The organism is Streptococcus sp. WB01_FAA12 (assembly GCF_012843315.1).
In the GTDB taxonomy this organism is placed as follows: Bacteria; Bacillota; Bacilli; order Lactobacillales; family Streptococcaceae; genus Streptococcus.
Window position 1 is genome coordinate 402,572 of record NZ_JABAEX010000001.1, and the last position, 22,790, is coordinate 425,361.

A 22,790-nucleotide genomic window follows, 5' to 3' on the forward strand; every position below is an offset into this window, starting at 1 on the left:
ACTATTTTACAGGTTTTCTAGGTATTTTGCAAAATTTTTCCCATTCAGCTGTCACAATTTCACAAGATATTCTCAGCCTTTCTACACCATTTCATGGTATAATAGACACATGATGACATTTGTATTATTAATACTAGCTTATTTGCTAGGTTCGATTCCGTCTGGTCTATGGATTGGACAAGTTTTCTTTCAGACAAATCTGCGCGAACACGGTTCTGGAAATACTGGAACGACCAATACTTTCCGAATTTTAGGTAAGAAAGCAGGTATGGCAACCTTTGTGATTGACTTCTTTAAAGGAACATTGGCAACTCTCCTTCCTATTCTTTTCCACCTACAAGGTGTATCACCTCTCGTCTTTGGTCTTTTGGCCGTAATTGGACATACCTTTCCTATCTTTGCAGGATTTAAAGGGGGCAAGGCTGTCGCAACCAGTGCTGGGGTTGTTTTCGGATTTGCGCCTGTTTTCTGCCTCTACCTAGCAGTCGTTTTCTTTGGAACTCTCTATCTAGGTAGTATGATTTCCCTATCTAGCGTTGTTGCTTCTATTGCTGCTGTAATTGGAGTTCTCCTATTTCCACTATTTGGTTTTATCCTGAGCAGCTATGACCCTCTTTTTATCGCTATTATCTTAGCACTTGCTAGCTTGATTATCATTCGTCACAAGGATAATATCACACGCATCAAAAATAAAACTGAAAATCTCGTCCCTTGGGGATTAAACCTAACTCATCAAAATCCTAAAAAATAAAACGCCAGTTTGAACTGACGTTTTTTGTATGCTATTAATAAGCCTGTTATTTTGACTTGATATAGTTGATACCATCTGCCTTAGGTGCAACAGCTTTTCCAAAGAAGGCTGCCAAGACAATAACTGTCAAAACATAAGGCGCAATTTGAAGGTATACCGCAGGTACTCCTTGCAAGAAAGGAAGCTGGGAACCAATAACGGCCAAACTTTGAGAGAGTCCGAAGAAGAGACTTGAAAGCATAGCTCCGATTGGATTCCATTTACCAAAAATCATAGCGGCAAGAGCGATGAATCCAGGTCCTACAATGGTTGTCACTGAGAAGTTGACTGAGATTGATTGGGCGTAGATAGCTCCACCAATTCCGCCAAGGAAACCAGAAATGATAACTCCAAAATATCTCATCTTGTAAACATTGATCCCCAAGGTATCCGCTGCTTGAGGGTGTTCACCGACAGAGCGAAGACGAAGACCAAAGCGGGTCTTGAAGAGGATAAACCAAGCAAGGAATGAGAAGGCAATGGCTAAGTAACCAAGCAGACTAGTTGACTTGAAAAAGATATCGCCGATTACTGGGATATTTGCCAAAACTGGGAAATCAAAGCGTCCAAAAGTTTGGCTCAAATTGTCGGTTTGTCCTTTGTTATAAAGAACTTTGACCAAAAAGACTGCTAAAGCTGGTGCCATCAAGTTCAACACTGTTCCACTGACAACATGGTCCGCACGGAAGTGAACGGTCGCAGCTGCGTGGATAATTGAGAAAATTGCTCCCACAATTCCTCCGACCAATAAGGCAAGCCAAGGAGTTGCTGATCCAAGTTGTTCTGCAAATTCAAGGTTGAAGACTACCCCAGAAAAGGCACCCATAACCATAATTCCCTCAAGACCGACATTGACTACCCCTCCACGTTCAGAGAAGACCCCACCAATACTCGTAAAGACAAGAGGTGCTGAGTAGATCAACATAGAGGATACCAAGAGGGTTAGCATTGTTGTAATAGACATCTTTACTTACCTCCTTTTGCTTGTTTCTTCGGTTTGACAAAACGCTCGATAATATAGTGAACGCTGACAAAGAAGATAATAGACGCCGTTACGATGCTAACAAGCTCTGATGGTACTTGCGCAGCATTCATACCAGGTGCTCCGACTTGGAGAACTCCAAATAGGAAGGCTGCAAATAGAATACCGATTGGAGAGTTTGCTGCAAGGAGACTAACTGCCATCCCGTTAAATCCGATAGCCAATGACGAACCTTGAACATAAACGTTTTGGAAAGTACCCAGACCTTCAACTGCTCCACCCAAACCTGCCAAGGCTCCTGAAATAATCATAGATAGGATAATTGTGCGTTTGGCAGAGATACCTGCGTACTCAGAAGCATGTGGGTTGAGACCAACTGCACGGATTTCAAAACCAAGAGTTGTTTTCTTGAGCAAGAACCAGATGACAACTACCGCAATAACCGCAAAGAAAATTCCGATATTCATACGAGAATTTCCAGTCAACTCAGACAACCATGGTGTCTGGTAGGCGGCGTTGGCACCGACACGGATTGTCGAGTCTGTACTTTGCATCAATTCTTTAGGGAAAGAGCGGATAAAGGCATTTCCCACATACAATACAATGTAGTTCATCATGATGGTCACGATAACTTCCGATGTTCCGAGATAAGCTCTGAGGATACCTGGGATAGCTCCGACAATCCCACCAGCAATAAGGGCAATAACAACTGTCGCAAGAATCATCAAAGGACGTGGCATATCAGGATTTGAAAGGGCAAACCACCCACTCATAACCCAACCTGCAAGAGCCTGTCCAGGAAGACCAACGTTAAAGAAGCCTGCACGACTTGCTACTGCAAAACCAAGACCAATCAAGACAAGAGGTCCCATGGCACGGAAAATCTCACCTATACCACGGAGACTACCGAAGGCTGTGTAGAACAACTCCTCATAACCCCAGATAGCATCGTAGCCGAAGATCCACATGACAATGGCTCCGAGTAAGATTCCTAAGAATACGGAAATCATGGGAACCGAAATTTGTTGTAATTTTTTAGACATCACTCTTCTCCTTTCCCAAGTTTCCACCAGCCATCAAGACACCAAGTTCTTGTTTGTTAGTCGTTTCTGGCGACACAATACCTTGAATCTTCCCATCGTGGATAACAGCAATTCGGTCTGAGACATTTAAAATCTCATCCAGTTCAAAGCTGACAACGAGAACAGCCTTGCCATTATCACGTTCCTCAATCAAGCGTTTGTGAATGTACTCAATGGCACCAACGTCCAAACCACGTGTCGGTTGGCTAACGATTAGGAGATCAGGATCTCGGTCAATCTCACGAGCGATAATTGCTTTTTGCTGATTTCCCCCTGAAAGAGCTGCTGCTGGAACAAACTCGCTAGCAGCACGGACGTCAAATTCTTCCATCAGTTTCTTGGCATGAGAAGTGATATTGGCATAGTTCAAGATGCCATTTTTACTGAGTGGTTCTTTGTAGTAGGTTTGAAGAGCGATATTTTCCGAAATCATCATATCCAAAATCAAACCATCGCGATGACGGTCTTCTGGAACATGACCTACACTCATCTCGGTAATTTTTCGAGGGTGCAGACCCGCGATTGATTTGCCTTTTAATTCAATACTACCTGACTCAACCTTGCGAAGACCCGTGATGGCTTGAATGAGTTCTGACTGGCCATTTCCATCGATACCCGCAATACCGACAATTTCACCAGCACGAACATCCAAAGAAAGGTTCTTCACAGCTGGTACACCACGGTTTTCATTGACAACTAGGTCTTTGATAGACAAGACCACATCTTTTGGCTGGGCTGCTTGTTTGGCTGTCTTAAAGGATACCGAACGTCCCACCATCATTTCTGCCAAATCTGCATTGGTGGCCCCTGCAATCTCAACGGTCTCGATCGATTTACCACGACGGATAACCGTAACACGATCGGAGACTGCACGGATTTCATCCAGCTTGTGGGTAATCAAGATGATGGATTTGCCTTCCTTGACAAGGTTTTTCATAATGGCCATCAACTCATCAATCTCCGAAGGAGTCAATACGGCTGTAGGTTCGTCAAAGATAAGGATATCAGCACCACGATAGAGTGTTTTCAAGATTTCTACACGTTGTTGGGCACCAACGGAAATATCCGCCACCTTAGCAGCAGGGTCAATCGCCAAGCCATAACGTTCTGAAAGTGCCTTAATTTCTTTGGTAGCCCCTGCAATATCTAGCACACCATTTTTGGTGACTTCACTCCCCAAAATGATATTTTCAGCCACTGTGAAAGCTTCGACCAACATAAAGTGTTGGTGAACCATCCCGATTCCCAAACTAGCTGCTTTAGAAGGCGAGTCTAGTTTTACAACTTGACCATTCACCGCAATCTCACCACTAGTTGGTTCAAGAAGCCCCGCTAGCATGTTCATCAGAGTGGATTTCCCTGCTCCATTTTCTCCTAAAAGTGCATGAATTTCACCTTTCCGTAGGTGCAAGTTGATTTTATCGTTGGCGACAAATTCACCAAACACCTTGGTAATCTCACGCATCTCAATGACATTTTCGTGTGCCATATGCTCTTCCTTTCAGAGGTTTATTTTATTTCAATAAAACCTGTTAATCACATTAACAAGCTCTATTGAGACAAAAATTGCCTCAATTCTTAAAGAAGCGACCGATGGCCGCTTCCTAAGAAATGACTTTTATCCATTATTTTTCAGGAACTTTTACGCTTCCGTCAAGGATTTTAGCTTTTGCGTCTTCAACAGCTTTTTTACCTTCTTCTGAAAGGTTTGTTACTGCCAAGTCAACCCCTTTATCTTTCAATGAGAAGACGATAACTTGTCCACCAGGGAATTCACCTTTTTCCGCTTTATTAGCGATATCTTTTACAGCTGTACCAACTTGTTTCAAAGTTGAAGCAAGAACAAAGTTTGATTCTTTACCATCTTTAGAAGTGTATTTACCTTCTTCTGCTTGGTCACGGTCTACACCGATAACCCAAACTTTTTCATTTTCAGGACGGCTTTCGTTAAGTGATTTAGCTTCAGAAAAGACACCTGCTCCTGTACCACCTGCTACTTGGTACACGACATCAGCACCTGCAGCATACTGAGCTGCAGCGATTGTTTTACCTTTAGCTGCGTCACCAAACGAACCAGCGTAGTCTACTTGAACCTTGATAGATGAGTCTACTGAAGCAACACCTGCTTTGAAACCAGCTTCAAAACGTGAGATAACTTCGGATTCCATACCACCTACAAAACCAACTTGTTTTGTTTTAGTTGTTTTTGCGGCAGCAACACCTGCAAGATAACCCGCTTCGTTATCTGCAAAAGTAGCACTTGCAACGTTCTTTTGATCTTTGATGACGTCATCGATCAAGACATAGTTCAAATCTGTATGTTCTTTTGCTGCCTCTTCAACTGCATTTTTAAGGGCAAAACCAACACCAAAGATCAAGTTATAGCTTCCTGCCGCTTGTTGTAAGTGGTTCGCATAGTCTGCTTCACTTGTTGATTGGAAGTAAGTGTAACCGTTATCTTTAGAAAGGTTGTGTTCTTTCCCCCAAGCTTGCAAACCTTCCCAAGCTGATTGGTTGAATGATTTATCATCAACACCACCAGTATCAGTGACGATTGCTGCTTTTGTCTTCACATCTGATGAAGATGAAGCTGCGTTACGAGAAGAGCGGTTACCACATGCAGCAAGACCAATTGCTGCTACTGCAACTAGACCAAGGCCTAGCCATTGTTTCTTGTTCATTACTGAACCTCCTAAATAAGATGTGCAACGATGTTGCAAGTATGGATTGTTTGGTCACACAGACCACAGCCACTACAAGAGCGACCCAGACTAGTTTAAGTCTGTAAATGAGTATGGAAGTAACTCCCCGACCGTCATCTCGACCGTCGATTTATCTTTGGCGACAAGTGTCACCTTTAGATCTTGTTCAAAAAATTCAACCATGACCTGGCGACAAGCACCACATGGCGAGATGGGTTTTTCAGTTTGACCATAGACAATCAATTCTGAAAATTCGCGTTGACCTTCAGAGACTGCTTTGAAAATAGCTGTCCGCTCTCCACAGTTGGTCAAAGGATAACTAGCATTCTCGATATTCACACCCGTATAAATACTACCATCCTTGGCTACTAAAACAGCTCCGATAGGAAAGTGAGAATAGGGTACATAGGCTTTCTTGCTGGTTTCAATTGCTAGTTCGATTAACTCAGTAGTCGCCATCAGCCAATTCTCCTTTTAAAATGGCTACACCAGCAGAAGTTCCGATACGAGTAGCACCTGCCTCGACAAAGGCAAGAGCGTCCGCGTAAGAACGCGCTCCACCTGCAGCCTTAACACCCATATCAGTTCCCACTGTCTGACGCATCAATTTAACATCTGGCAGAGTTGCTCCTCCAGTTGAGAAGCCAGTCGATGTTTTAACAAAATCAGCCCCTGCTTTTTGAGCAAGTTGACAGGCCACAACCTTTTCATCGTCGGTCAACAAGCAAGCTTCAATAATAACTTTTACTAACTTGTCACCACTTGCTTCTACAACCGCACGGATGTCTGACTCAACTAAATCAAGATTGCCCGATTTGAGAGCTCCAACATTGATAACCATATCAATCTCATCTGCTCCATTTTGGATGGCTTCCTTGGTCTCAAAAGCTTTTACAGCTGAAGTTGTTGCTCCCAACGGGAAACCAACTACTGTACAAACCTTCACATCTGAACCTTCAAGCCCCGCCTTTGAATGAGCAACCCAAGTCGGATTAACACAGACACTGGCGAAATCATACTCTCTCGCCTCAGATAGCAAACGATTGATTTGTTCTTGACTTGCATCTTGCTTTAAAAGCGTATGATCGATATATTTATTTAACTTCATATTCGGATTCTCCCTGGTTTTATGAGATAATTTCTATAATTTCTCGTAAACTTTGCACTCCATCATTCATTTTAACATATTTTTGAAATTCTGTAACTAGTTCAGAAGAAATTTTTCCATTTGTATAAACTTTTGCAACAATTTCTCCTTTTTGGACGGAGTCTCCAACTTTCTTTTCAAAAACAATCCCTGTTTCATAGTCCAAATCATCAGACTTGACTGCTCGACCAGCTCCCAATCTCATGGCATAGAGCCCAAATTCCATCGCTGGAAGGGCTGAAATGACGCCTGAATCTTGAGCTGGAATATCTACCACATGGGCAACGTTAACTGGGCGATAGAGATCTTCTAAATCACCACCTTGTGCTGCTACCATTTCTTCAAACTTAGCCAGTGCTTGACCATTCTCGAGATGTTTACGGATTTCTTCAACGGTTTTCTCAATATCAGCTAAACCAAGCATAATTTGAGCTAGTTCACAGATAAAGTGGGTAATATCCTGACGGCCTTGACCTTGTAAAATTTCCAATGCTTCAAGGATTTCCAGACGATTTCCAATCGCTCGTCCCAAGGGTTGGCTCATATCGGTAATGACTGCTACCGTCTTTCGACCAACGGCCTTACCGAGATCCACCATGGTTTGAGCCAATTCGCGCGCCTCATCGACAGTTTTCATGAAGGCACCCTCACCAACTGTCACATCTAGCAAAATGGCATCTGCCCCAGCAGCGATTTTCTTGCTCATGACAGAACTAGCAATCAAAGGAATAGTATCGACAGTCGCCGTCACATCACGAAGAGCATAGAGAAGTTTGTCTGCTTTAACCAACTGATCAGACTGGCCAATGACAGATACACCAATATCTTGAACCTGTTTGATGAAATCCTCTTGACTGCGCTCAACTTGATAGCCCTTGATCGCTTCTAACTTATCTAAGGTTCCGCCAGTGTGCCCTAGTCCACGACCACTCATTTTTGCAACCGGCACACCAAAGCTGGCTACTAAAGGAGCTAGAATCAAGGTCACCTTATCACCAACACCACCTGTAGAGTGTTTATCTACTTTGATACCCTCTATGGCTGACAAATCAAACTCTTGACCGGTCTTAACCATATTCATCGTCAAGTCAGAAATCTCACGTGTGGTCATTCCTTTAAAATAAACAGCCATAGCAAAGGCAGACATTTGGTAATCTGGAACAGTTCCTGCTACATAGCCTTCTACCAACCACTTAATCTCACTTGAAGACAGTTCTTGACCATCTCGTTTCTTTTGGATTAAATCAACTGCTCTCATTCTTTCACACTTCTAAGGATATAATAACCCTTGTCCTTCTTTATGATTTCACAATTTCCAAAAGTGTCTTCCATCTTGCTTTTGGCACTAGGAGCCCCTTGCTTTTTCTGAATGACGATGGTTAAATCTCCTCCGTCTTTCAAGAATCCTCTGCTCTTTTCGATAATCTCATGAACAACCTGCTTGCCCGCTCGAATAGGTGGATTGGAAATAACATGGTCAAATTTCCCTTCAACTTGTTCATAGATGTTGGACTGGAAAATAGTTGCTTCTACTTTATTTCGTTCAGCATTTTGTCGCGCTAGGTCCAAGGCGCGATTATTGATATCGACCATGGTTGCCTGAACTCCATAAGCCTTGACCAAAGAAAGTCCTAGGGGACCATACCCACAGCCGACATCAAGGACCGTTTCTCCTTTGTTAACCTCTAGACACTTCAATAAAAGCTGACTCCCAAAGTCAACCATTTTCTTGCTAAAAACACCCGCATCCGTCAAAAAGGTCATTTTTTCTCCCAACAACTCCACTCTCAACTCATGTATGTCGTGAGCAGCGTCAGGATTTTCTGCATAATACATTTTACTCATAAAACTATTTTACCATAATTTGGCTTGAATTGTAAATCGTTTACAAAGTGATGATAGAATGAAAAAGACTGAAGAATCCTAGTCAAAAAACCTTTTCTTCAATCTCTTTCAATTATTAGAAATACATTACAATCTATCGGGAACTACAAATTATCATAGTCAGGAAAAAACAGATCGTTTGTAATTAGACGCATTTTTATCACTATTTCTTAATCTTAAAATACTTTATTATCAACAGGATTCCCAATATGATGTTTAGATAAAAGCCCAACTGATAAGTTTGTGTCAAGATTTCCAAACTTGTCCAAAGTCGTATCAAATCTTCTAGTGACATACGGAATAAATAACCCTCTGTAGCAATCCATAGGACTAAAAAGAAATAACTACCCGCAGCAAGCCATTTCGTCCACTGCTTTTTTACTAACCAAGCAATCAAGAGTGAACAGATAAAGATAACTGTTACAAGGAGATGATCCATTAAGAAGGTAAAACCGTAATAGATTTCCACAAAGCGTCTACCATTATCTGCATTGACTCCTTTTATAAAAGGTAAGGCAAAACTTAAAATAAAACAGAGTTCCAATATATAACTTTTTAAGATTTTCATGACACACCTCCTATAAGTTGTGAACCAAAAGGCCCACTTCCAATAACTGATAAGTCTTCAGAAACTATTCCCTATCTCATCATTAAATTATTCAACCTCCATCTACCTCTATTATACGATATTGACTTACTACCATCAAGAAACCGCTTTATTTTTTTAACTTTTTATGGTATGATAAACAAAATATCTAGGGGAAAACAAATGACCAACGAATTTTTACATTTTGAGAAAATCAGTCGCCAGACTTGGCAATCATTGCATCGCAAAACAACTCCTCCCTTGACGGAAGAAGAACTGGACTCCATCAAGAGTTTCAATGACCAGATTAGTCTGCAGGACGTAACGGACGTCTATCTTCCCCTTGTCCATCTTATCCATATTTACAAGCGCACTAAGGATGATTTGGCATTTTCAAAAGGAATTTTCCTCCAACGTGAAAGCAAATCCCAACCTTTTATCATTGGGGTTTCTGGAAGTGTTGCTGTGGGGAAATCGACCACTAGTCGCTTACTTCAGATTCTTCTATCACGTACTCTCCCGGATGCTACTGTAGAATTGGTGACAACTGACGGTTTTCTCTATCCCAATCAAACCTTGATTGACCAAGATATCTTAAATCGCAAAGGTTTTCCTGAAAGTTATGATATGGAAGCCTTGTTGAATTTTCTTGACTGCCTAAAGAATGGGCAAGATGTCGATATTCCTGTCTATTCTCATGAAGTGTATGACATCGTTCCTAGGGAAAAGCAACGTGTCAAAGCTGCTGACTTTGTCATTGTCGAGGGAATTAATGTCTTTCAAAACCCTCAAAATGAGCGCCTTTACATCACTGATTTCTTTGATTTCTCCATCTACGTTGATGCAGCAGTCGAAGACATTGAAAGTTGGTATCTGGATCGTTTCTTGAAACTGCTCAGCTTTGCCCAAAATGATCCCAACAGCTACTACCACCGCTTTACGCAAATGCCGATTGGAGAGGTCGAAGCCTTCGCTCATCAGATCTGGACCAGCATTAATCTAATAAATTTACAAAACTATATCGAACCGACAAGGAATCGTGCCGAGGTTATTCTCCACAAGACTAAAAACCACGAAATCGATGAAATTTACCTAAAAAAATAATTTTCCCTTGTCAAAACCTAAGTTTTCATATATAATGGTATAGTTAGTAAATATGGAGGTAAGAACATTGGCAAACATTAAATCAGCTATCAAACGCGCTGAATTGAACGTTAAACAAAACGAAAAAAACTCAGCTCAAAAATCAGCTATGCGTACTGCTATCAAAGCTTTTGAAGCAAACCCTTCTGAAGAACTTTTCCGTGCTGCTAGCTCAGCTATCGACAAAGCAGAAACTAAAGGTTTGATTCATAAAAACAAAGCAAGCCGCGATAAAGCTCGTCTTTCAGCTAAACTTGCTAAATAAGAAACAGTCCATAGAGGCTGTTTTTTTGTCCTTGAATACAAAAAGGTAGAAAATGAAAATCGCAATCATCGGATATTCTGGAGCTGGTAAGTCAACTCTATCTGAGAAGTTATCAAACTACTACTCCATTTCTAAACTACATATGGATACGCTCCAATTTCAATCTGGTTGGCAAGATAGTGACCGCGAATGGATGTTGACCGAGATGAAAAACTTTCTCACAAAGCATGAATCTTGGGTAGTCGATGGCAACTACTCTTGGTGCTATTACGAAGAAAGAATGCAGGAAGCTGACCAAATCATCTTTCTCAATTTTTCCCCATGGACTTGTCTTTTTCGAGCCTTTAAACGGTATCTCACATACAGAGGTCAAGTTCGAGAAAGCATGGCGGCTGGCTGTCCTGAACGCTTTGACTGGGAGTTTATTCGATGGATTCTCTGGGATGGGCGAAGCAAATCCACTAAGGAACGCTACAAGTGGGTTCAAGAAACCTATCCAAAGAAAGTAATTGTCCTCCGGTCGCAAAAGGAGATAGACCACTTCTTAGAAAATCTCGTACATAACAAGAAAAACCAACGTGCCTAACGTTGGTTTTTTGCTTTTAGCCAATCACACTTCCGTTTGGTACAGCTGGATCCACTGTGAGAAGGGTTAATTTGCCATCATGTTCAGCTGAGAGAATCATGCCTTGGCTGACATATTTTTTCATCATCTTGCGTGATTTGAGGTTGGCAACGATTTGTACCTTCTTGCCGACCAATTCTTGTTCGTTTGGATAGTATTTGGCAATTCCTGAGAGGATTTGACGGTCTTCGCCATCACCAGCATCCAGGCGGAATTGGAGCAACTTATCAGAACCTTCCACTTTAGAAACTTCTTTGACTTCTGCGACACGGATTTCAACCTTATCAAAGTCTTCAAACTTGATTTCATCCTTGTTTAGTTTGAGTTCGACTTCATCTGGATTCCATTCTTTTTCGACTGCTGGTTTGTTGCCTTCCATTTGTTCTTTGATATAGACGATTTCTTCTTCCATATCGAGACGTGGGAAGATAGGTGTTCCTTTGGCAACTACAGTCACACCTGCCGGGAAGTCTGCCAAGCTCAAGTTTTCAAGACTAGAAACCTCTGCTAGACCAAGTTGAGTCAAGATCGCGCGACTGGTTTCCGTCATAAATGGCTCAATCAAGTGAGCTACGACACGAAGGCTGGCTGCCAAGTGGCTCATAACACTTGCTAATTGGTCACGAAGAGCTTCATCCTTGGCCAAGACCCATGGAGCTGTCTCGTCAATGTATTTATTGGTACGAGAGATAAGAGTCCAGACTGCTTCAAGAGCACGTGGATAGTCAACTGCTTCCATGTGTGTATGGTAGTCAGCGATTGATTGTTTCGCAACGTCAGCAAGAGCATTATCAAACTCTGTTACACCCTCCACATAGGCAGGGATTTGACCATCGAAATACTTGTTGATCATGGAAACCGTACGGTTGAGGAGGTTTCCTAGGTCATTTGCCAATTCATAATTGATACGGCCTACATAGTCTTCAGGAGTGAAGGTTCCGTCTGAACCAACCGGAAGGCTACGCATGAGGTAGTAACGAAGTGGATCCAGTCCATAACGCTCTACCAACATTTCAGGGTAAACAACGTTTCCTTTAGACTTAGACATCTTGCCGTCTTTCATGACAAACCAACCGTGAGCAATCAAGCGGTCTGGCAATTTGATATCCAACATCATAAGAAGGATTGGCCAGTAGATAGAATGGAAACGAAGAATGTCTTTTCCAACCATGTGGAAAACTGTTCCATTCCAGAACTTATCAAAGTTTCCATGCTCATCTTGACCGTAACCAAGAGCTGTCGCATAGTTAAGGAGAGCGTCAATCCAAACATAGACAACGTGTTTTGGATTTGATGGGACTGGTACTCCCCATGTAAAGGTTGTACGAGAAACTGCCAAATCTTCCAAACCTGGCTCGATGAAGTTACGTAGCATTTCATTAAGACGGCCATCTGGAGTGATGAAGTCAGGGTGAGATTTGAAAAATTCAACCAAACGGTCTTGGTATTTGCTGAGGCGAAGGAAATATGACTCTTCAGAAACCCATTCGACCTCGTGACCTGATGGAGCGATACCGCCCGTTACATTTCCAGCTTCGTCACGGAAAACTTCTGCAAGCTGGCTTTCTGTAAAGAATTCTTCATCTGAGACTGAATACCAGCCAGAGTATTCGCCCAAGTAGATATCATCCTGAGCAAGTAAGCGTTCAAAGACTTGAGCCACTACTTTTTCATGGTAATCATCAGTCGTACGGATGAATTTATCGTATGAGATATCTAGTAATTGCCAGAGTTCTTTGACTCCAACTGCCATCCCATCAACATAAGCTTGTGGTGTAATGCCAGCTTCTTCCGCTTTTTGCTGGATTTTTTGACCATGCTCGTCAAGACCTGTCAGATAAAAGACATCGTAGCCCATGAGGCGTTTGTAACGTGCTAGGACATCACAGGCGATAGTTGTGTAAGCAGAACCGATATGAAGTTTACCAGATGGATAGTAAATCGGTGTTGTAATATAAAAATTCTTTTCAGACATAATATTTCCTTTCCAGGCAAATGAAACCTGTTTTTCTAACACTTCATTATATCATATTTTTAGTGATTTTCGATAGGGAAATCCTTACAAAAACAAGATAGACAAATGTCCATCTTGTCTATCTTATTCATAGCGAAGGGCTTCAATTGGATCAAGCTTAGACGCTTTATTGGCTGGTAAGACCCCAAAGATCATACCAACGCTGGCCGAAACAGCCAAGCTAAAGAGAGCAATCGGTAGCGAAACACCAATTTCTATTCCTTCCATCATATTTTTTAACAAAGCGCCTGCTAGCGTGGTCAAGCCCGCTGCACTTACTAGGCCGATGACTCCACCTAGCAAGGTCAAGATCATGGACTCAATCAAAAACTGTACCAAGATATTAGCCCGTGTAGCTCCCAATGCTTTACGAAGACCAATCTCACGAGTACGCTCCGTTACAGAAACCAGCATGATATTCATAACTCCAGTCCCTCCCACAAAGAGAGAGATTCCTGCGATAGCACTAATAATAGCGGTCATAAAACCAAAGATTTGCTGAACCTCTGCAAAAGCGGCAGTTTCGTCTACAACCTGATATTCTCCCTGCTGTACTCCTGCAATTTCTGTCATCTTGCGTGCGAGTTCTGGCCCCAAAGTCGGAGTTAGACTCGTATCATTCACACGAAAGACAATATTAGAAATTTCCTCTACATTAAAATTAGCTGCTACAGAAGCATTGGTTGTAATCGGTAAGCCACCTACACCAAACATCTTAGCACTTTTAACAGCAGGACTAGAGTAAACACCAATCACGCGATAGCTATATCCATTGGCTGAAATAATTTGATTGAGTGCTGCCTGAGGTGAGTCAAAAAGACTTTTAGCAAGTTCTTCATCTAGCAAAATCACACTTGCAAAATCTCGGTAATCTTGTTCTCTCAGATCCCTACCTGCAATAATTTTATTTTCTACAGCAGACATATAAGTCATATTTCCACCTGTCAGACTTGCTCTCTCTACCTTTTTATCCTTATAGGTCAAAGTAACATTTGTACTATTAGTCACATAATAGCCATCTACACCTTTTAGTTTGGCAGTTTCCTTAACCCACGATTCCTGTGTTTTAGGTGGTTCTACGTGAACATCTTCTTCTTTACCAGATAGTGTCAGTGCAGATTGCTTTTGTGTAAAGGAACCGTCCTTACTTTTAATTGGTGAGAAAAATACCTGAATATTTTTCTGAGATTTTGTCATATTTTTATTGACCTGACGAGACATAGAGTCCCCTAAAGCCATGATGACAACTACTGAAGAGACTCCGATGATAATACCAATCATGGTCAAAAAGGAGCGCATCTTGTGTGCCATAATAGATGAAAAGGCAAATTTCAGATTTTGCATCTTAGTTCTCCTTTCCTTCCAAACGAGCGCTATCAGACGAAATAACTCCATCACGGATTACAATCTGGCGTTTTGCATAGGCTGCAATTTCGGGCTCGTGCGTTACCATAATAATAGTCTTGCCTTCTTCATTTAACTCAACCAAGAGTTCCATGATTTGACTTCCTGTTTTCGTATCCAAGGCACCTGTTGGTTCATCAGCTAGGATGATTGAGGGATCGTTAACAAGAGCACGCGCAATGGCCACCCGTTGTTTTTGACCGCCAGACAACTCCGAAGGAAGGTGATGAATACGATCAGTCAACTCTACTTTACTCAGATATTCCTCTGCCATCTTGCGACGTTGGGCAGCTGGAACTCCTGCATAAATCAAGGGCAACTCAACATTTTGAACAGCATCCATCTTTGACAAAAGAAAGAACTGTTGAAAGACAAAACCAATTTGTTGGTTACGTACCTGTGCCAACTGCTTTTCACCTAGACGGGCCACTTCTTGGCCTTCTAGATAATATTCGCCGCTAGTTGGGGTGTCCAGCATTCCGATGGTATTCATCAGAGTAGATTTACCCGAACCAGATGGTCCCATAATGGCAACAAATTCCCCTTCGCCAATCTCTAAATTAATATTTTTCAAGACCTGCAGTTCCTGTTCACCATTTCGATAGCTCCGGCAGATGTTTTTTAGACTAATTAGTTGTTTCATCAGCCTTCACCTCTTTTCCTTCTTCCAAGGAAGTCGTTGGATTACTGATGACTTTGGTTCCGTCTGTCAAACCAGATGTGATCTCTTGGTTTTCTGCGTCAGCATTTCCTAAGCTAACTTCAACCTTCTTAGCCTTATTCTCTTCGTCAACAACCCAAACGTAGTTTTTCCCGTCTTCAGTAATGACACTGGTTAAGGGTACGAGGATTGATTTCTTGTCACTTTTAACCTCAACACTAACGGTAAAACCTGGTTTTAAATCACCAATCTCACTCGTCACTTCAATCGTATAGGGATATTTAGAACCAGTATTCCCCCCAGTTATAGTATTCGTTCCTTCTCCACTATTTTTAGGGTAAGCTGAAATATAGCTAATCTTCCCTGTCCAAGTTTTATCTTGGTAAACTTTGGAAGAGAAGGTCACTTCTTGGTCAACAGAAAGATTGGCAAGATTGTACTCAGAAAGTTCTCCCTTGACTTGTAGATTGTCGTTACTTACTACATGAACCATCACTTGATTTGCAGTAGTTGTAGACTTCGATACATTGTGATTAACTTCTACAACTGTACCTTCTAGCGTACTCAGAACCTTTGTTGCATCCAATTGAGCCTGCGCCTTTTTAAGTTGTGCCTCTGCATCAGCACGACTATCACGAGCATCACTAATCTGAGAATCTATGGAGGAGACTGAAGAACCCTGCGCTCCATCATCATATCCTTCCGAATCAGCTAGAGTGTTGTTTCGTGACTCCTTCAAGTCATTGATACGACGATCAGCCTTGGCTATGGCACGGTTAGCTGCATCATAAGCAGATTGCGCTTCTGTGCTGTTGTATTTTACGAGCGCTTGTCCTTTGTCAACCTTATCTCCAACAGAAACCAAGATTTCATCTACCTCACCCTTACTTGCATCCAAATAAACATATTGTTCATTTTTTGCGGTGACAGTACCCGATAAAAGAACAGAGGAGGCAACTGTTCCTTCCTTTGCGACTACGAGATGCGATGTGTCATCCTTACCGGCAGCCTGAGAGGGCTGTCTAAATAGCAAAATACCCGCTGCACTGATTATAATAATACTTGCAGCACCAATAGCTGTGTATAGTTGCCATTTTTTATTTTTCTTATTCCCCTTCATCACAAAACTCCTATTTTATTTTCAATACAAAGACTATTATAGCAAATTTACCTACTCTAAACAATGATTGTTCAGAGAGAAAAGAGAACAATTCAGGAAACATGCCTTGTTTCCATTTGATTTATGCGAAATTGTACTAGTAACATCATACACCTTATTTCTATATTTAGCAAGTGATTTCTGCTATTTCTTTAGGGCGTAGCAGATTTTTGCATTCAAAAAATAAAAACGATAGAATATGACTATCAAATCTATAAGGAGTTTTCTATGAGAGAATATGATATCATCACCATCGGTGGAGGGAGCGGTGGCATTGCCACTATGAACCGCGCTGGCGAACACGGTGCTAAAGCAGCTGTTATCGAGGAGAAAAAATTAGGTGGAACTTGTGTCAACGTTGGCTGTGTTCCTAAGAAAATCATGTGGTATGGAGCGCAAATCGCTGAAAGCTTCCACCACTACGGTCCTGACTATGGGTTTACGAGTTCAGATGTTCAATTTGATTTCGCAAAACTTCGTCAAAACCGTGAAGCCTACATCGACCGTGCTCGCTCATCTTATGATGGAAGTTTCAAGCGTAACGGCGTTGATTTGATTGAAGGCCGTGCTCATTTCGTTGATTCCCACACAGTCAGCGTTAATGGTGAATTGATTCGTGCCAAACATATCGTGATTGCGACTGGCGCTCGTCCAAGCATCCCAACTATTCCTGGAGCTGAACTCGGTGGTAGTTCAGACGATGTCTTTGCTTGGGAACAACTTCCTGAATCTGTTGCGATTCTTGGCGCTGGCTATATCGCCGTTGAATTAGCAGGTGTTCTCCACGCACTAGGAGTAAAAACTGATTTGTTTGTCCGTCGTGATCGTCCCTTGCGCACTTTTGACAGCTACATCGTTGAAGGACTTGTCAATGAAATGGAAAAAACAGGTCTACCTTTGCACACGCATAAGGTGCCAGTCAAGCTCGAAAAAACAGAGCATGGCATTACTATTCATTTTGAAGACAGTTCTAGTCACACTGCGAACCAAGTTATCTGGGCTATCGGCCGCCGTCCAAATGTAGACGGGTTGGAGTTAGAAAAGGCTGGAGTTACACTCAACGAACGTGGGTTTATCCAAGTGGATGAGTATCAAAATACTGTTGTAGATGGTATCTATGCCCTTGGAGACGTTACGGGTGAGAAGGAACTAACCCCAGTAGCCATCAAGGCAGGACGCACCTTATCTGAACGCCTTTTCAACGGAAAAACAAATGCCAAGATGGACTACACGACTATCCCTACTGTTGTCTTCTCACACCCAGCAATCGGAACAGTCGGTTTAACTGAAGATCAAGCTATCAAAGAATACGGCCAAGATCACATTAAAGTCTACAAGTCAAGCTTTGCATCTATGTACTCAGCCGTTACAAACCATCGTCAAGAATCTCGCTTCAAACTCATCACAGCCGGTGCTGACGAAAAAGTTGTTGGACTTCACGGACTTGGTTACGGAGTGGATGAGATGATTCAAGGATTTGCTGTTGCCATCAAGATGGGAGCAACAAAGGCAGACTTTGATGCTACAGTAGCTATCCACCCAACCGCTTCAGAAGAATTTGTAACCATGCGCTAATTGTTGAAAGAGACTTTAAAGAGTCTCTTTTTACTTGCAAAATCGGCTGTTACAAAATTGTTACCTTTATTTCAAAAACGGGTTGACTTTTGTTTCTGAATTAGTATAATAGTTACTATAATTTTGAAAAGAGGTTAACAGTTTTGAAAAAAGCTCATATCTATGCTATCCCTGCTATCGGTGCTGCACTCATCGCCGTATTAGCACAAATCAGCCTGCCGATCGGTCCTGTCCCCTTCACTCTACAAAACTTTGCGATCGGTCTGATTGCAACTGTTTTTAGACCAAGGGAAGCCGTCCTATCTGTTGCTCTCTATCTCCTGCTGGGTGCCATTGGTCTACCTGTCTTTGCAGGGGGAGGAGCTGGATTTCACGTTTTAGTTGGTCCAAGCGCAGGCTATCTCTGGTTCGACCTTGTCTATGCAGGACTTACATCTTATCTCATCCATCAAAATAGTGGCCATATCCGCATTTTCCTAGCCAACCTCTTGGGTGATTCCCTCGTCTTTGTCGGGGGTATTCTCAGCCTCCACTTCCTTGCTGGTATGCCATTCGATAAGGCACTAGCAGTTGGTGTCCTTCCTTTTATCCTCCCTGATCTTGGTAAGATCATTGCGATTAGTTTCATTGGTCGCCTACTATTACAACGACTTAGGGGACAAGCATACTTCTCAATTTAACCCAAAAAGGATACTGAGTCAAAAACTCAATATCCTTTTATTGGTTTCCTTTAAAGGCATCTACCATTACCTGAAATTCTTCATTGGAAAGAGTAATTCCTTTTCCCATTTTGGTATGGTCAGGGCTCCAAGAACGAATATCAAACTTTGCTGGCGCACCATTAAAGCTAACTCGGTTTAGTTCTTTTGTCCATCCTTTTTCATTTTCAGACAAGGTCAGTAAGTGTTCTTCGATTTCAAATGTAAATTCTGCCATTTTTAACTCCTTTTTGTGATATGCTTTCTCTAGTCTATTCGTAAAAATCTTGTAGTTTTTAGGAAAATTTTATATAATGTGGATAGATAAGAAGGGAGATGCCTATGACGTACACATTCAAGCAAGTCTTAGATAAGATACAAGACTTTCTCAGTGGACATAATGAACAAGATTATTCTGAAAACGACTCCCTTATTAGCACAATTGAACAGGCCATCCAGAAAAAAACGGCTGTTCATGTCATATTTGCTGAGACAAGTTTTACAGGTGATATTGTCAAATATGATACCAGCCGTCAGCAAATTGTTGTCAAAAATTTTACAAAAAATGTAACTCGTATCATCCGAATCGCTGACATCAAAAGACTTCGTTTCGTCCCTTCAACTGTACAAACAGCTCAGAAAAATAGATTTAAGAAAGAGTGAGATGCTTTTCATCCCACTCTTTTTCTTAACGGATTTGTTCAAAATGAAGGTGAACTGCGATATGGTCACCATAACCACTTCTCTCCAAATCACGTTGCAAGCGGTAAGAGATGTAATGTTCTGCGATGGTGATGTAACCCGCTCCCAACAAACGATTTTCAACCATTGATTGGATCATACTGATAGTTGCACGTTCTACTTTTGCTTCTTCCAAGTCCAAGACTACTTTTTTAGTGACTTGAGCTAGGTTTTGACGTAGATCATCTGTCAAAACATAAACTGTCTGAGCTGCTTTTAGGACAGCTTGGTAAATTTTATCTGGATCAAAGTCAGCAACTTCTCCGTTACGTTTGATTACTTGCATAAGGTTCTCCTTTATTCTTTGTTTTCTTTGATTTCAGCCAGCATCTTTTCTTCTTCGGCTGTTAGTTGATAGTTTTCTAGCAAGTCTGGTCTGCGCTCGTAGGTTTTCTTTAAACTCTCATAAAGTCGCCACTGACGAATCTTCTCATGGTGCCCACTCATAAGCACATCTGGAACCACCATGCCTCGATAGTCATAAGGACGTGTGTATTGGGGATATTCGAGGAGTCCTGAAGAAAAACTATCGTCTTGATGACTAGACTCCTTGCCAATCACTTCAGGAATCAGGCGAACCGTAGCATCAATCATGGTCATGGCAGCCAACTCACCACCAGTCAAGACATAGTCTCCTAGAGAAATCTCGTCTGTTACCAAGGTCTTGATGCGCTCGTCATATCCTTCGTAGTGACCGCAGATAAAGATTAGCTCATCTTCCTGGGCCAAATCTTCAGCATAAGCCTGATCAAACTGTTTCCCAGCAGGATCGAGAAGAATGACGCGGGGATTTTTCTTTTCAATGGCGTCAAAAGCATCGAAAATAGGTTGGGCGCGGAGCAACATTCCCTGACCGCCTCCGTAGGGCTCATCGTCAACATGACGGGCCTTTTCAGCATATTCTCGAAAATTATGATACTGGATATCCAAGAGCCCTTTTTCTCGAGCCTTTCCAACAATCGAGTGCTCCAGCGGAGAAAACATCTCAGGAAAAAGGGTTAAAATATCAATCTTCATCATCTAGTCCTTCTAAGATTTCCACTTGGACCCGCTTGTTTGGAATATCAACATTGAGAACTACTGGCGGAATGTAAGGCAAGAGTAGGTCGCGTTTTCCTTTTCTCTTGACCACCCAGACATCATTAGCACCTGGTTGTAGAATCTCCTTGATAGTTCCAATCAAGTTGTCACCCTCGTAAACTTCCAAACCAATAATCTCGTGATAGTAGAATTCTCCATCGTCTAAGTCATTCAGGTCTTCCTCAGAGACCTTGAGACTGTAACCCTTGTATTTTTCAATCGCATTGATATGATACATGTCTTTGAATTTGATAATGTCAAAATTCTTATGCTTACGGTGGTTAGCGATGGTCACTGTTTGAACAAACTGGTCTTTTTCATCGAATAAGGCCAGCTCTGCCCCTTTTTTAAAGCGTTCCTCAGCAAAATCCGTCACAGACAAGACTCGCATCTCACCCTGTAGACCCTGCGTATTGACGATTTTTCCAACATTAAAGTAGTTCATCTTGTCTCCTGTACTCTCCTTCTTTCCATCTTATTCTGACAATTCTCGAATAATAGTCGCAATTTTTTCTGATTCTGACCATTGTAAATAGTGGTGATTCCCTCCCAAAATGAGTTTAGTATTGGAAGTCCAATATTCTGAGTCTCTGTACTCTTTTTCTCTATAAGCCTGACAAAAAATAAATACAGGGACATGAGCTTCTATAGATACATTCTCAAAATCTTCCTCAGTAATCTCTCCAGATATTCGAAATTTTGTATCTTGATTTTCCAACTCTGAGCCTTTTTCTTGCATTATTTTCCAGATTTCTTTATTAGTTTCAGGACTAAATGTTGCTTGAGTTAAGTTCTTAAAATAAAGTTCAGGACCACACTCGTCAATCAACCTCATCTGCTCTTCCATTTCTGGATAGGGATTTTCTGAAAAATCAGAAAACATTACTTTTTTAGTTGTTGGTTCAATTGCTAGTAAAGCCTTACACTTAATTGATTTGTTGAGCAATTTGCAAGCTAAAATTCCACTCAAACTATGTACACAAAGTATATATTCAGAAATCGCCAATTCTTCAAGTACTTCATAAACCGCGTCTATAAGATTGTCCAGATTTTTTCCAGATTGGTCATGAATCGGACTCCTACCTGTGTTTGGAAAATCAATTGTCAAATAACCAATTGTGGAAGGAAGTTTTTCAAGTATAAGTGAAAAATTTTCATAACTTGGTAGCAAACCTGCGCCATTTAAACAAACAAGCACTTTCTTTTGCTTTTTATAAGTAACAGAGAGACTGCCAATTTTTGTAGTTACTTCAAACCGTTTCATAAAGAAATCCACTCATTCTATAACAATGATTTATTAAAAACCCTTATCCTTTATTTTATCACGTTCCAGGGATTTTCACAAGTTGGATAGGTCCTATCTTACAAGGCTACTACCTCTTCAAAAAAATCACCAACTATCTGATTAAACTCTTGAGGATGGTCATTCACCGGTTGGTGTTTGCTGTCTGAAATCGTTACTTGACGCGCATTGGGATTTAGAGCAATAATACCATCATAGATTATTTTTAGGTGTTTGGGAAAATCATTTTCTCCTCTTACTAATAGCATGGGAGGATTTCCTTTATATCCTTCTATCTCATGGACTGCCAAGAAACCTGTGATTCCAAGATTCAAGAAAACATCTCGCCCAGTTTCTATAATGGCCGTCTTGACCAATTCTCTTGTGATAGGGTTATCAGTACACATTTTTGAGTTTTTATCAGCAATCATCTTCCAAGGAATCGTTTTATACATAAGAGAACTATATTTGATTCGACCTCTTTCTTTATCTGATAGGTAACGATGCTGTCCCCAACTATCTACCATGACCAAGGCTAGAACTCGTTCTGGATGACGATAGGTGTACTCTTGAAGTGGATTTCCTCCCCAAGAATGACCAACCAATATCACCTTATCTAGCTGGAAATAGGACAAAATAGCATCTACATCTTGAACAGCACCTTCTAAGTCAGGTAGGCCAACTTTCATAGGTGATTCCCCCTGCCCTCTAACATTCACAAAGTAGAGGTCAAATCCTTCAAAGGCATCATACTGATGAGCCCACATCTGACTACGACCACAAGCTCCATGATAAAAAATAATATGTCCTTTACTTGCGTTTCCAGGACGATGATAAACAACCAAATCACAATCTACGACTGCTATAACGTGACGTTTCAACATCTCGGGCTCTCTGTTATAAAAAGCAATAGCTTCAGCAATATCATTTGGCTTCATTTCTACACTCTCTCCTCTTTATCCTGATATCA

The 22,790-nt window shown here is 41.5% G+C and carries 26 protein-coding genes; 7 read left to right on the forward strand and 19 right to left on the reverse strand.

Going from position 1 to position 22,790, the window contains the following annotated elements:
* The first annotated feature begins 109 nt into the window (after positions 1 to 109).
* Entirely contained in the window at positions 110 to 751 is a 642-nt protein-coding gene (gene plsY, locus HF881_RS01920) for a glycerol-3-phosphate 1-O-acyltransferase PlsY (RefSeq protein ID WP_169446216.1), read from the forward strand.
* Positions 752 to 797: 46 nt separating this feature from the next.
* Here plsY and HF881_RS01925 read toward each other — a convergent pair whose 3' ends face one another.
* From HF881_RS01925 to HF881_RS01965, 9 genes are all read right to left on the reverse strand, one after another.
* Positions 798 to 1,754 (reverse strand): ABC transporter permease, encoded by a 957-nt coding sequence (locus tag HF881_RS01925; RefSeq protein WP_093585609.1) that lies wholly within the window; start codon positions 1,752 to 1,754, stop codon positions 798 to 800.
* 2 nt (positions 1,755 to 1,756) lie between these two features.
* The gene (locus HF881_RS01930) at positions 1,757 to 2,815 is read right to left on the reverse strand and encodes an ABC transporter permease (protein ID WP_169446217.1); all 1,059 of its coding nucleotides are present in this window, start codon (positions 2,813 to 2,815) and stop codon (positions 1,757 to 1,759) included.
* A complete protein-coding gene (locus HF881_RS01935; RefSeq protein WP_169446218.1) occupies positions 2,808 to 4,343 on the reverse strand; it encodes an ABC transporter ATP-binding protein in 1,536 nt (511 codons plus the stop codon). Before HF881_RS01935 ends, HF881_RS01930 begins: the two co-directional genes overlap by 8 nt.
* A 136-nt stretch (positions 4,344 to 4,479) precedes the next feature.
* Complete coding sequence (locus HF881_RS01940) at positions 4,480 to 5,535, reverse strand: BMP family protein (RefSeq protein ID WP_169446219.1); 1,056 nt, start codon at positions 5,533 to 5,535, stop codon at positions 4,480 to 4,482.
* A 90-nt stretch (positions 5,536 to 5,625) separates the two neighbouring features.
* On the reverse strand, positions 5,626 to 6,015 hold the full coding sequence (locus HF881_RS01945; RefSeq protein WP_000246096.1) for a cytidine deaminase: 390 nt from the start codon (positions 6,013 to 6,015) through the stop codon (positions 5,626 to 5,628).
* Positions 6,002 to 6,664, reverse strand: coding sequence for a deoxyribose-phosphate aldolase (gene deoC, locus HF881_RS01950; RefSeq protein WP_169446220.1), 663 nt, complete (start codon positions 6,662 to 6,664; stop codon positions 6,002 to 6,004). Before deoC ends, HF881_RS01945 begins: the two co-directional genes overlap by 14 nt.
* A gap of 19 nt (positions 6,665 to 6,683) precedes the next feature.
* On the reverse strand, positions 6,684 to 7,961 hold the full coding sequence (locus HF881_RS01955; protein WP_169446221.1) for a pyrimidine-nucleoside phosphorylase: 1,278 nt from the start codon (positions 7,959 to 7,961) through the stop codon (positions 6,684 to 6,686).
* The gene (locus HF881_RS01960) at positions 7,958 to 8,548 is read right to left on the reverse strand and encodes a class I SAM-dependent methyltransferase (RefSeq protein WP_346775279.1); all 591 of its coding nucleotides are present in this window, start codon (positions 8,546 to 8,548) and stop codon (positions 7,958 to 7,960) included. Before HF881_RS01960 ends, HF881_RS01955 begins: the two co-directional genes overlap by 4 nt.
* A 202-nt stretch (positions 8,549 to 8,750) precedes the next feature.
* The gene (locus tag HF881_RS01965) at positions 8,751 to 9,155 is read right to left on the reverse strand and encodes a hypothetical protein (protein WP_169446222.1); all 405 of its coding nucleotides are present in this window, start codon (positions 9,153 to 9,155) and stop codon (positions 8,751 to 8,753) included.
* A gap of 201 nt (positions 9,156 to 9,356) precedes the next feature.
* On the opposite strand from HF881_RS01965, the gene coaA reads away from it, so the two are divergent.
* The 3 genes from coaA to HF881_RS01980 all read left to right on the forward strand — a co-directional run bounded on the left by coaA (position 9,357) and on the right by HF881_RS01980 (position 11,167).
* On the forward strand, positions 9,357 to 10,277 hold the full coding sequence (gene coaA / locus HF881_RS01970; RefSeq protein ID WP_125394323.1) for a type I pantothenate kinase: 921 nt from the start codon (positions 9,357 to 9,359) through the stop codon (positions 10,275 to 10,277).
* 67 nt (positions 10,278 to 10,344) lie between these two features.
* Entirely contained in the window at positions 10,345 to 10,581 is a 237-nt protein-coding gene (gene rpsT, locus HF881_RS01975; protein ID WP_001274000.1) for a 30S ribosomal protein S20, read from the forward strand.
* Positions 10,582 to 10,633: 52 nt separating this feature from the next.
* On the forward strand, positions 10,634 to 11,167 hold the full coding sequence (locus HF881_RS01980) for a DNA topology modulation protein (RefSeq protein ID WP_169446223.1): 534 nt from the start codon (positions 10,634 to 10,636) through the stop codon (positions 11,165 to 11,167).
* A 16-nt stretch (positions 11,168 to 11,183) separates the two neighbouring features.
* Here HF881_RS01980 and metG read toward each other — a convergent pair whose 3' ends face one another.
* The 4 genes from metG to HF881_RS02000 form a co-directional block, all read right to left on the reverse strand.
* On the reverse strand, positions 11,184 to 13,181 hold the full coding sequence (gene metG, locus HF881_RS01985; RefSeq protein WP_169446224.1) for a methionine--tRNA ligase: 1,998 nt from the start codon (positions 13,179 to 13,181) through the stop codon (positions 11,184 to 11,186).
* A 123-nt stretch (positions 13,182 to 13,304) separates the two neighbouring features.
* Positions 13,305 to 14,564, reverse strand: a complete 1,260-nt coding sequence (locus tag HF881_RS01990) for an ABC transporter permease (protein WP_169446225.1) — start codon at positions 14,562 to 14,564, stop codon at positions 13,305 to 13,307.
* A 1-nt stretch (position 14,565) separates the two neighbouring features.
* Positions 14,566 to 15,267, reverse strand: coding sequence for an ABC transporter ATP-binding protein (locus HF881_RS01995; RefSeq protein WP_093585634.1), 702 nt, complete (start codon positions 15,265 to 15,267; stop codon positions 14,566 to 14,568).
* The gene (locus HF881_RS02000) at positions 15,251 to 16,405 is read right to left on the reverse strand and encodes an efflux RND transporter periplasmic adaptor subunit (RefSeq protein ID WP_169446226.1); all 1,155 of its coding nucleotides are present in this window, start codon (positions 16,403 to 16,405) and stop codon (positions 15,251 to 15,253) included. The genes HF881_RS01995 and HF881_RS02000 overlap by 17 nt, the downstream gene beginning before the upstream one ends.
* Before the next feature lie 267 nt (positions 16,406 to 16,672).
* On the opposite strand from HF881_RS02000, the gene gor reads away from it, so the two are divergent.
* Both gor and HF881_RS02010 read left to right on the forward strand, forming a co-directional pair.
* Positions 16,673 to 18,019: a glutathione-disulfide reductase gene (gor, locus tag HF881_RS02005; RefSeq protein ID WP_169446227.1), complete on the forward strand. Its 1,347-nt coding sequence runs from the start codon at positions 16,673 to 16,675 to the stop codon at positions 18,017 to 18,019.
* Between the two features lie 143 nt (positions 18,020 to 18,162).
* The gene (locus HF881_RS02010) at positions 18,163 to 18,699 is read left to right on the forward strand and encodes a biotin transporter BioY (protein WP_000709014.1); all 537 of its coding nucleotides are present in this window, start codon (positions 18,163 to 18,165) and stop codon (positions 18,697 to 18,699) included.
* A 37-nt stretch (positions 18,700 to 18,736) separates the two neighbouring features.
* Here HF881_RS02010 and HF881_RS02015 read toward each other — a convergent pair whose 3' ends face one another.
* Positions 18,737 to 18,955: a YdbC family protein gene (locus HF881_RS02015; RefSeq protein ID WP_169446228.1), complete on the reverse strand. Its 219-nt coding sequence runs from the start codon at positions 18,953 to 18,955 to the stop codon at positions 18,737 to 18,739.
* Positions 18,956 to 19,059: 104 nt separating this feature from the next.
* Between HF881_RS02015 and HF881_RS02020 the strand changes: the two genes are divergently transcribed.
* Positions 19,060 to 19,380, forward strand: a complete 321-nt coding sequence (locus HF881_RS02020; protein ID WP_169446229.1) for a hypothetical protein — start codon at positions 19,060 to 19,062, stop codon at positions 19,378 to 19,380.
* Positions 19,381 to 19,405: 25 nt separating this feature from the next.
* On the opposite strand, the gene HF881_RS02025 is transcribed toward HF881_RS02020, so the two are convergent.
* The 5 genes from HF881_RS02025 to HF881_RS02045 form a co-directional block, all read right to left on the reverse strand.
* Entirely contained in the window at positions 19,406 to 19,744 is a 339-nt protein-coding gene (locus HF881_RS02025) for an ATP cone domain-containing protein (RefSeq protein WP_001196053.1), read from the reverse strand.
* A gap of 11 nt (positions 19,745 to 19,755) precedes the next feature.
* Positions 19,756 to 20,475 carry a tRNA (guanosine(37)-N1)-methyltransferase TrmD gene (trmD, locus tag HF881_RS02030; protein WP_000686930.1) on the reverse strand — a complete coding sequence of 240 codons (720 nt, stop codon included), beginning with the start codon at positions 20,473 to 20,475 and terminating at the stop codon, positions 19,756 to 19,758.
* Positions 20,465 to 20,983: a ribosome maturation factor RimM gene (gene rimM, locus HF881_RS02035; RefSeq protein ID WP_169446230.1), complete on the reverse strand. Its 519-nt coding sequence runs from the start codon at positions 20,981 to 20,983 to the stop codon at positions 20,465 to 20,467. The genes trmD and rimM overlap by 11 nt, the downstream gene beginning before the upstream one ends.
* A 30-nt stretch (positions 20,984 to 21,013) precedes the next feature.
* On the reverse strand, positions 21,014 to 21,802 hold the full coding sequence (locus HF881_RS02040) for an alpha/beta hydrolase (RefSeq protein ID WP_169446231.1): 789 nt from the start codon (positions 21,800 to 21,802) through the stop codon (positions 21,014 to 21,016).
* Positions 21,803 to 21,900: 98 nt separating this feature from the next.
* Positions 21,901 to 22,758 (reverse strand): alpha/beta hydrolase, encoded by an 858-nt coding sequence (locus tag HF881_RS02045; protein WP_169446232.1) that lies wholly within the window; start codon positions 22,756 to 22,758, stop codon positions 21,901 to 21,903.
* Between the last annotated feature and the right edge of the window lie 32 nt (positions 22,759 to 22,790).

Bases quoted from the DNA above. Each gene is read 5' to 3' on its own strand.
- plsY (WP_169446216.1), top strand. From the start codon at position 110: ATGATGACATTTGTATTATTAATACTAGCTTATTTGCTAGGTTCGATT.
- HF881_RS01925 (WP_093585609.1), bottom strand. From the start codon at position 1,754: ATGTCTATTACAACAATGCTAACCCTCTTGGTATCCTCTATGTTGATC.
- HF881_RS01930 (WP_169446217.1), bottom strand. From the start codon at position 2,815: ATGTCTAAAAAATTACAACAAATTTCGGTTCCCATGATTTCCGTATTC.
- HF881_RS01935 (WP_169446218.1), bottom strand. From the start codon at position 4,343: ATGGCACACGAAAATGTCATTGAGATGCGTGAGATTACCAAGGTGTTT.
- HF881_RS01940 (WP_169446219.1), bottom strand. From the start codon at position 5,535: ATGAACAAGAAACAATGGCTAGGCCTTGGTCTAGTTGCAGTAGCAGCA.
- HF881_RS01945 (WP_000246096.1), bottom strand. From the start codon at position 6,015: ATGGCGACTACTGAGTTAATCGAACTAGCAATTGAAACCAGCAAGAAA.
- deoC (WP_169446220.1), bottom strand. From the start codon at position 6,664: ATGAAGTTAAATAAATATATCGATCATACGCTTTTAAAGCAAGATGCA.
- HF881_RS01955 (WP_169446221.1), bottom strand. From the start codon at position 7,961: ATGAGAGCAGTTGATTTAATCCAAAAGAAACGAGATGGTCAAGAACTG.
- HF881_RS01960 (WP_346775279.1), bottom strand. From the start codon at position 8,548: ATGAGTAAAATGTATTATGCAGAAAATCCTGACGCTGCTCACGACATA.
- HF881_RS01965 (WP_169446222.1), bottom strand. From the start codon at position 9,155: ATGAAAATCTTAAAAAGTTATATATTGGAACTCTGTTTTATTTTAAGT.
- coaA (WP_125394323.1), top strand. From the start codon at position 9,357: ATGACCAACGAATTTTTACATTTTGAGAAAATCAGTCGCCAGACTTGG.
- HF881_RS01980 (WP_169446223.1), top strand. From the start codon at position 10,634: ATGAAAATCGCAATCATCGGATATTCTGGAGCTGGTAAGTCAACTCTA.
- metG (WP_169446224.1), bottom strand. From the start codon at position 13,181: ATGTCTGAAAAGAATTTTTATATTACAACACCGATTTACTATCCATCT.
- HF881_RS01990 (WP_169446225.1), bottom strand. From the start codon at position 14,564: ATGCAAAATCTGAAATTTGCCTTTTCATCTATTATGGCACACAAGATG.
- HF881_RS01995 (WP_093585634.1), bottom strand. From the start codon at position 15,267: ATGAAACAACTAATTAGTCTAAAAAACATCTGCCGGAGCTATCGAAAT.
- HF881_RS02000 (WP_169446226.1), bottom strand. From the start codon at position 16,405: ATGAAGGGGAATAAGAAAAATAAAAAATGGCAACTATACACAGCTATT.
- gor (WP_169446227.1), top strand. From the start codon at position 16,673: ATGAGAGAATATGATATCATCACCATCGGTGGAGGGAGCGGTGGCATT.
- HF881_RS02015 (WP_169446228.1), bottom strand. From the start codon at position 18,955: ATGGCAGAATTTACATTTGAAATCGAAGAACACTTACTGACCTTGTCT.
- HF881_RS02020 (WP_169446229.1), top strand. From the start codon at position 19,060: ATGACGTACACATTCAAGCAAGTCTTAGATAAGATACAAGACTTTCTC.
- HF881_RS02025 (WP_001196053.1), bottom strand. From the start codon at position 19,744: ATGCAAGTAATCAAACGTAACGGAGAAGTTGCTGACTTTGATCCAGAT.
- trmD (WP_000686930.1), bottom strand. From the start codon at position 20,475: ATGAAGATTGATATTTTAACCCTTTTTCCTGAGATGTTTTCTCCGCTG.
- rimM (WP_169446230.1), bottom strand. From the start codon at position 20,983: ATGAACTACTTTAATGTTGGAAAAATCGTCAATACGCAGGGTCTACAG.
- HF881_RS02040 (WP_169446231.1), bottom strand. From the start codon at position 21,802: ATGAAACGGTTTGAAGTAACTACAAAAATTGGCAGTCTCTCTGTTACT.
- HF881_RS02045 (WP_169446232.1), bottom strand. From the start codon at position 22,758: ATGAAGCCAAATGATATTGCTGAAGCTATTGCTTTTTATAACAGAGAG.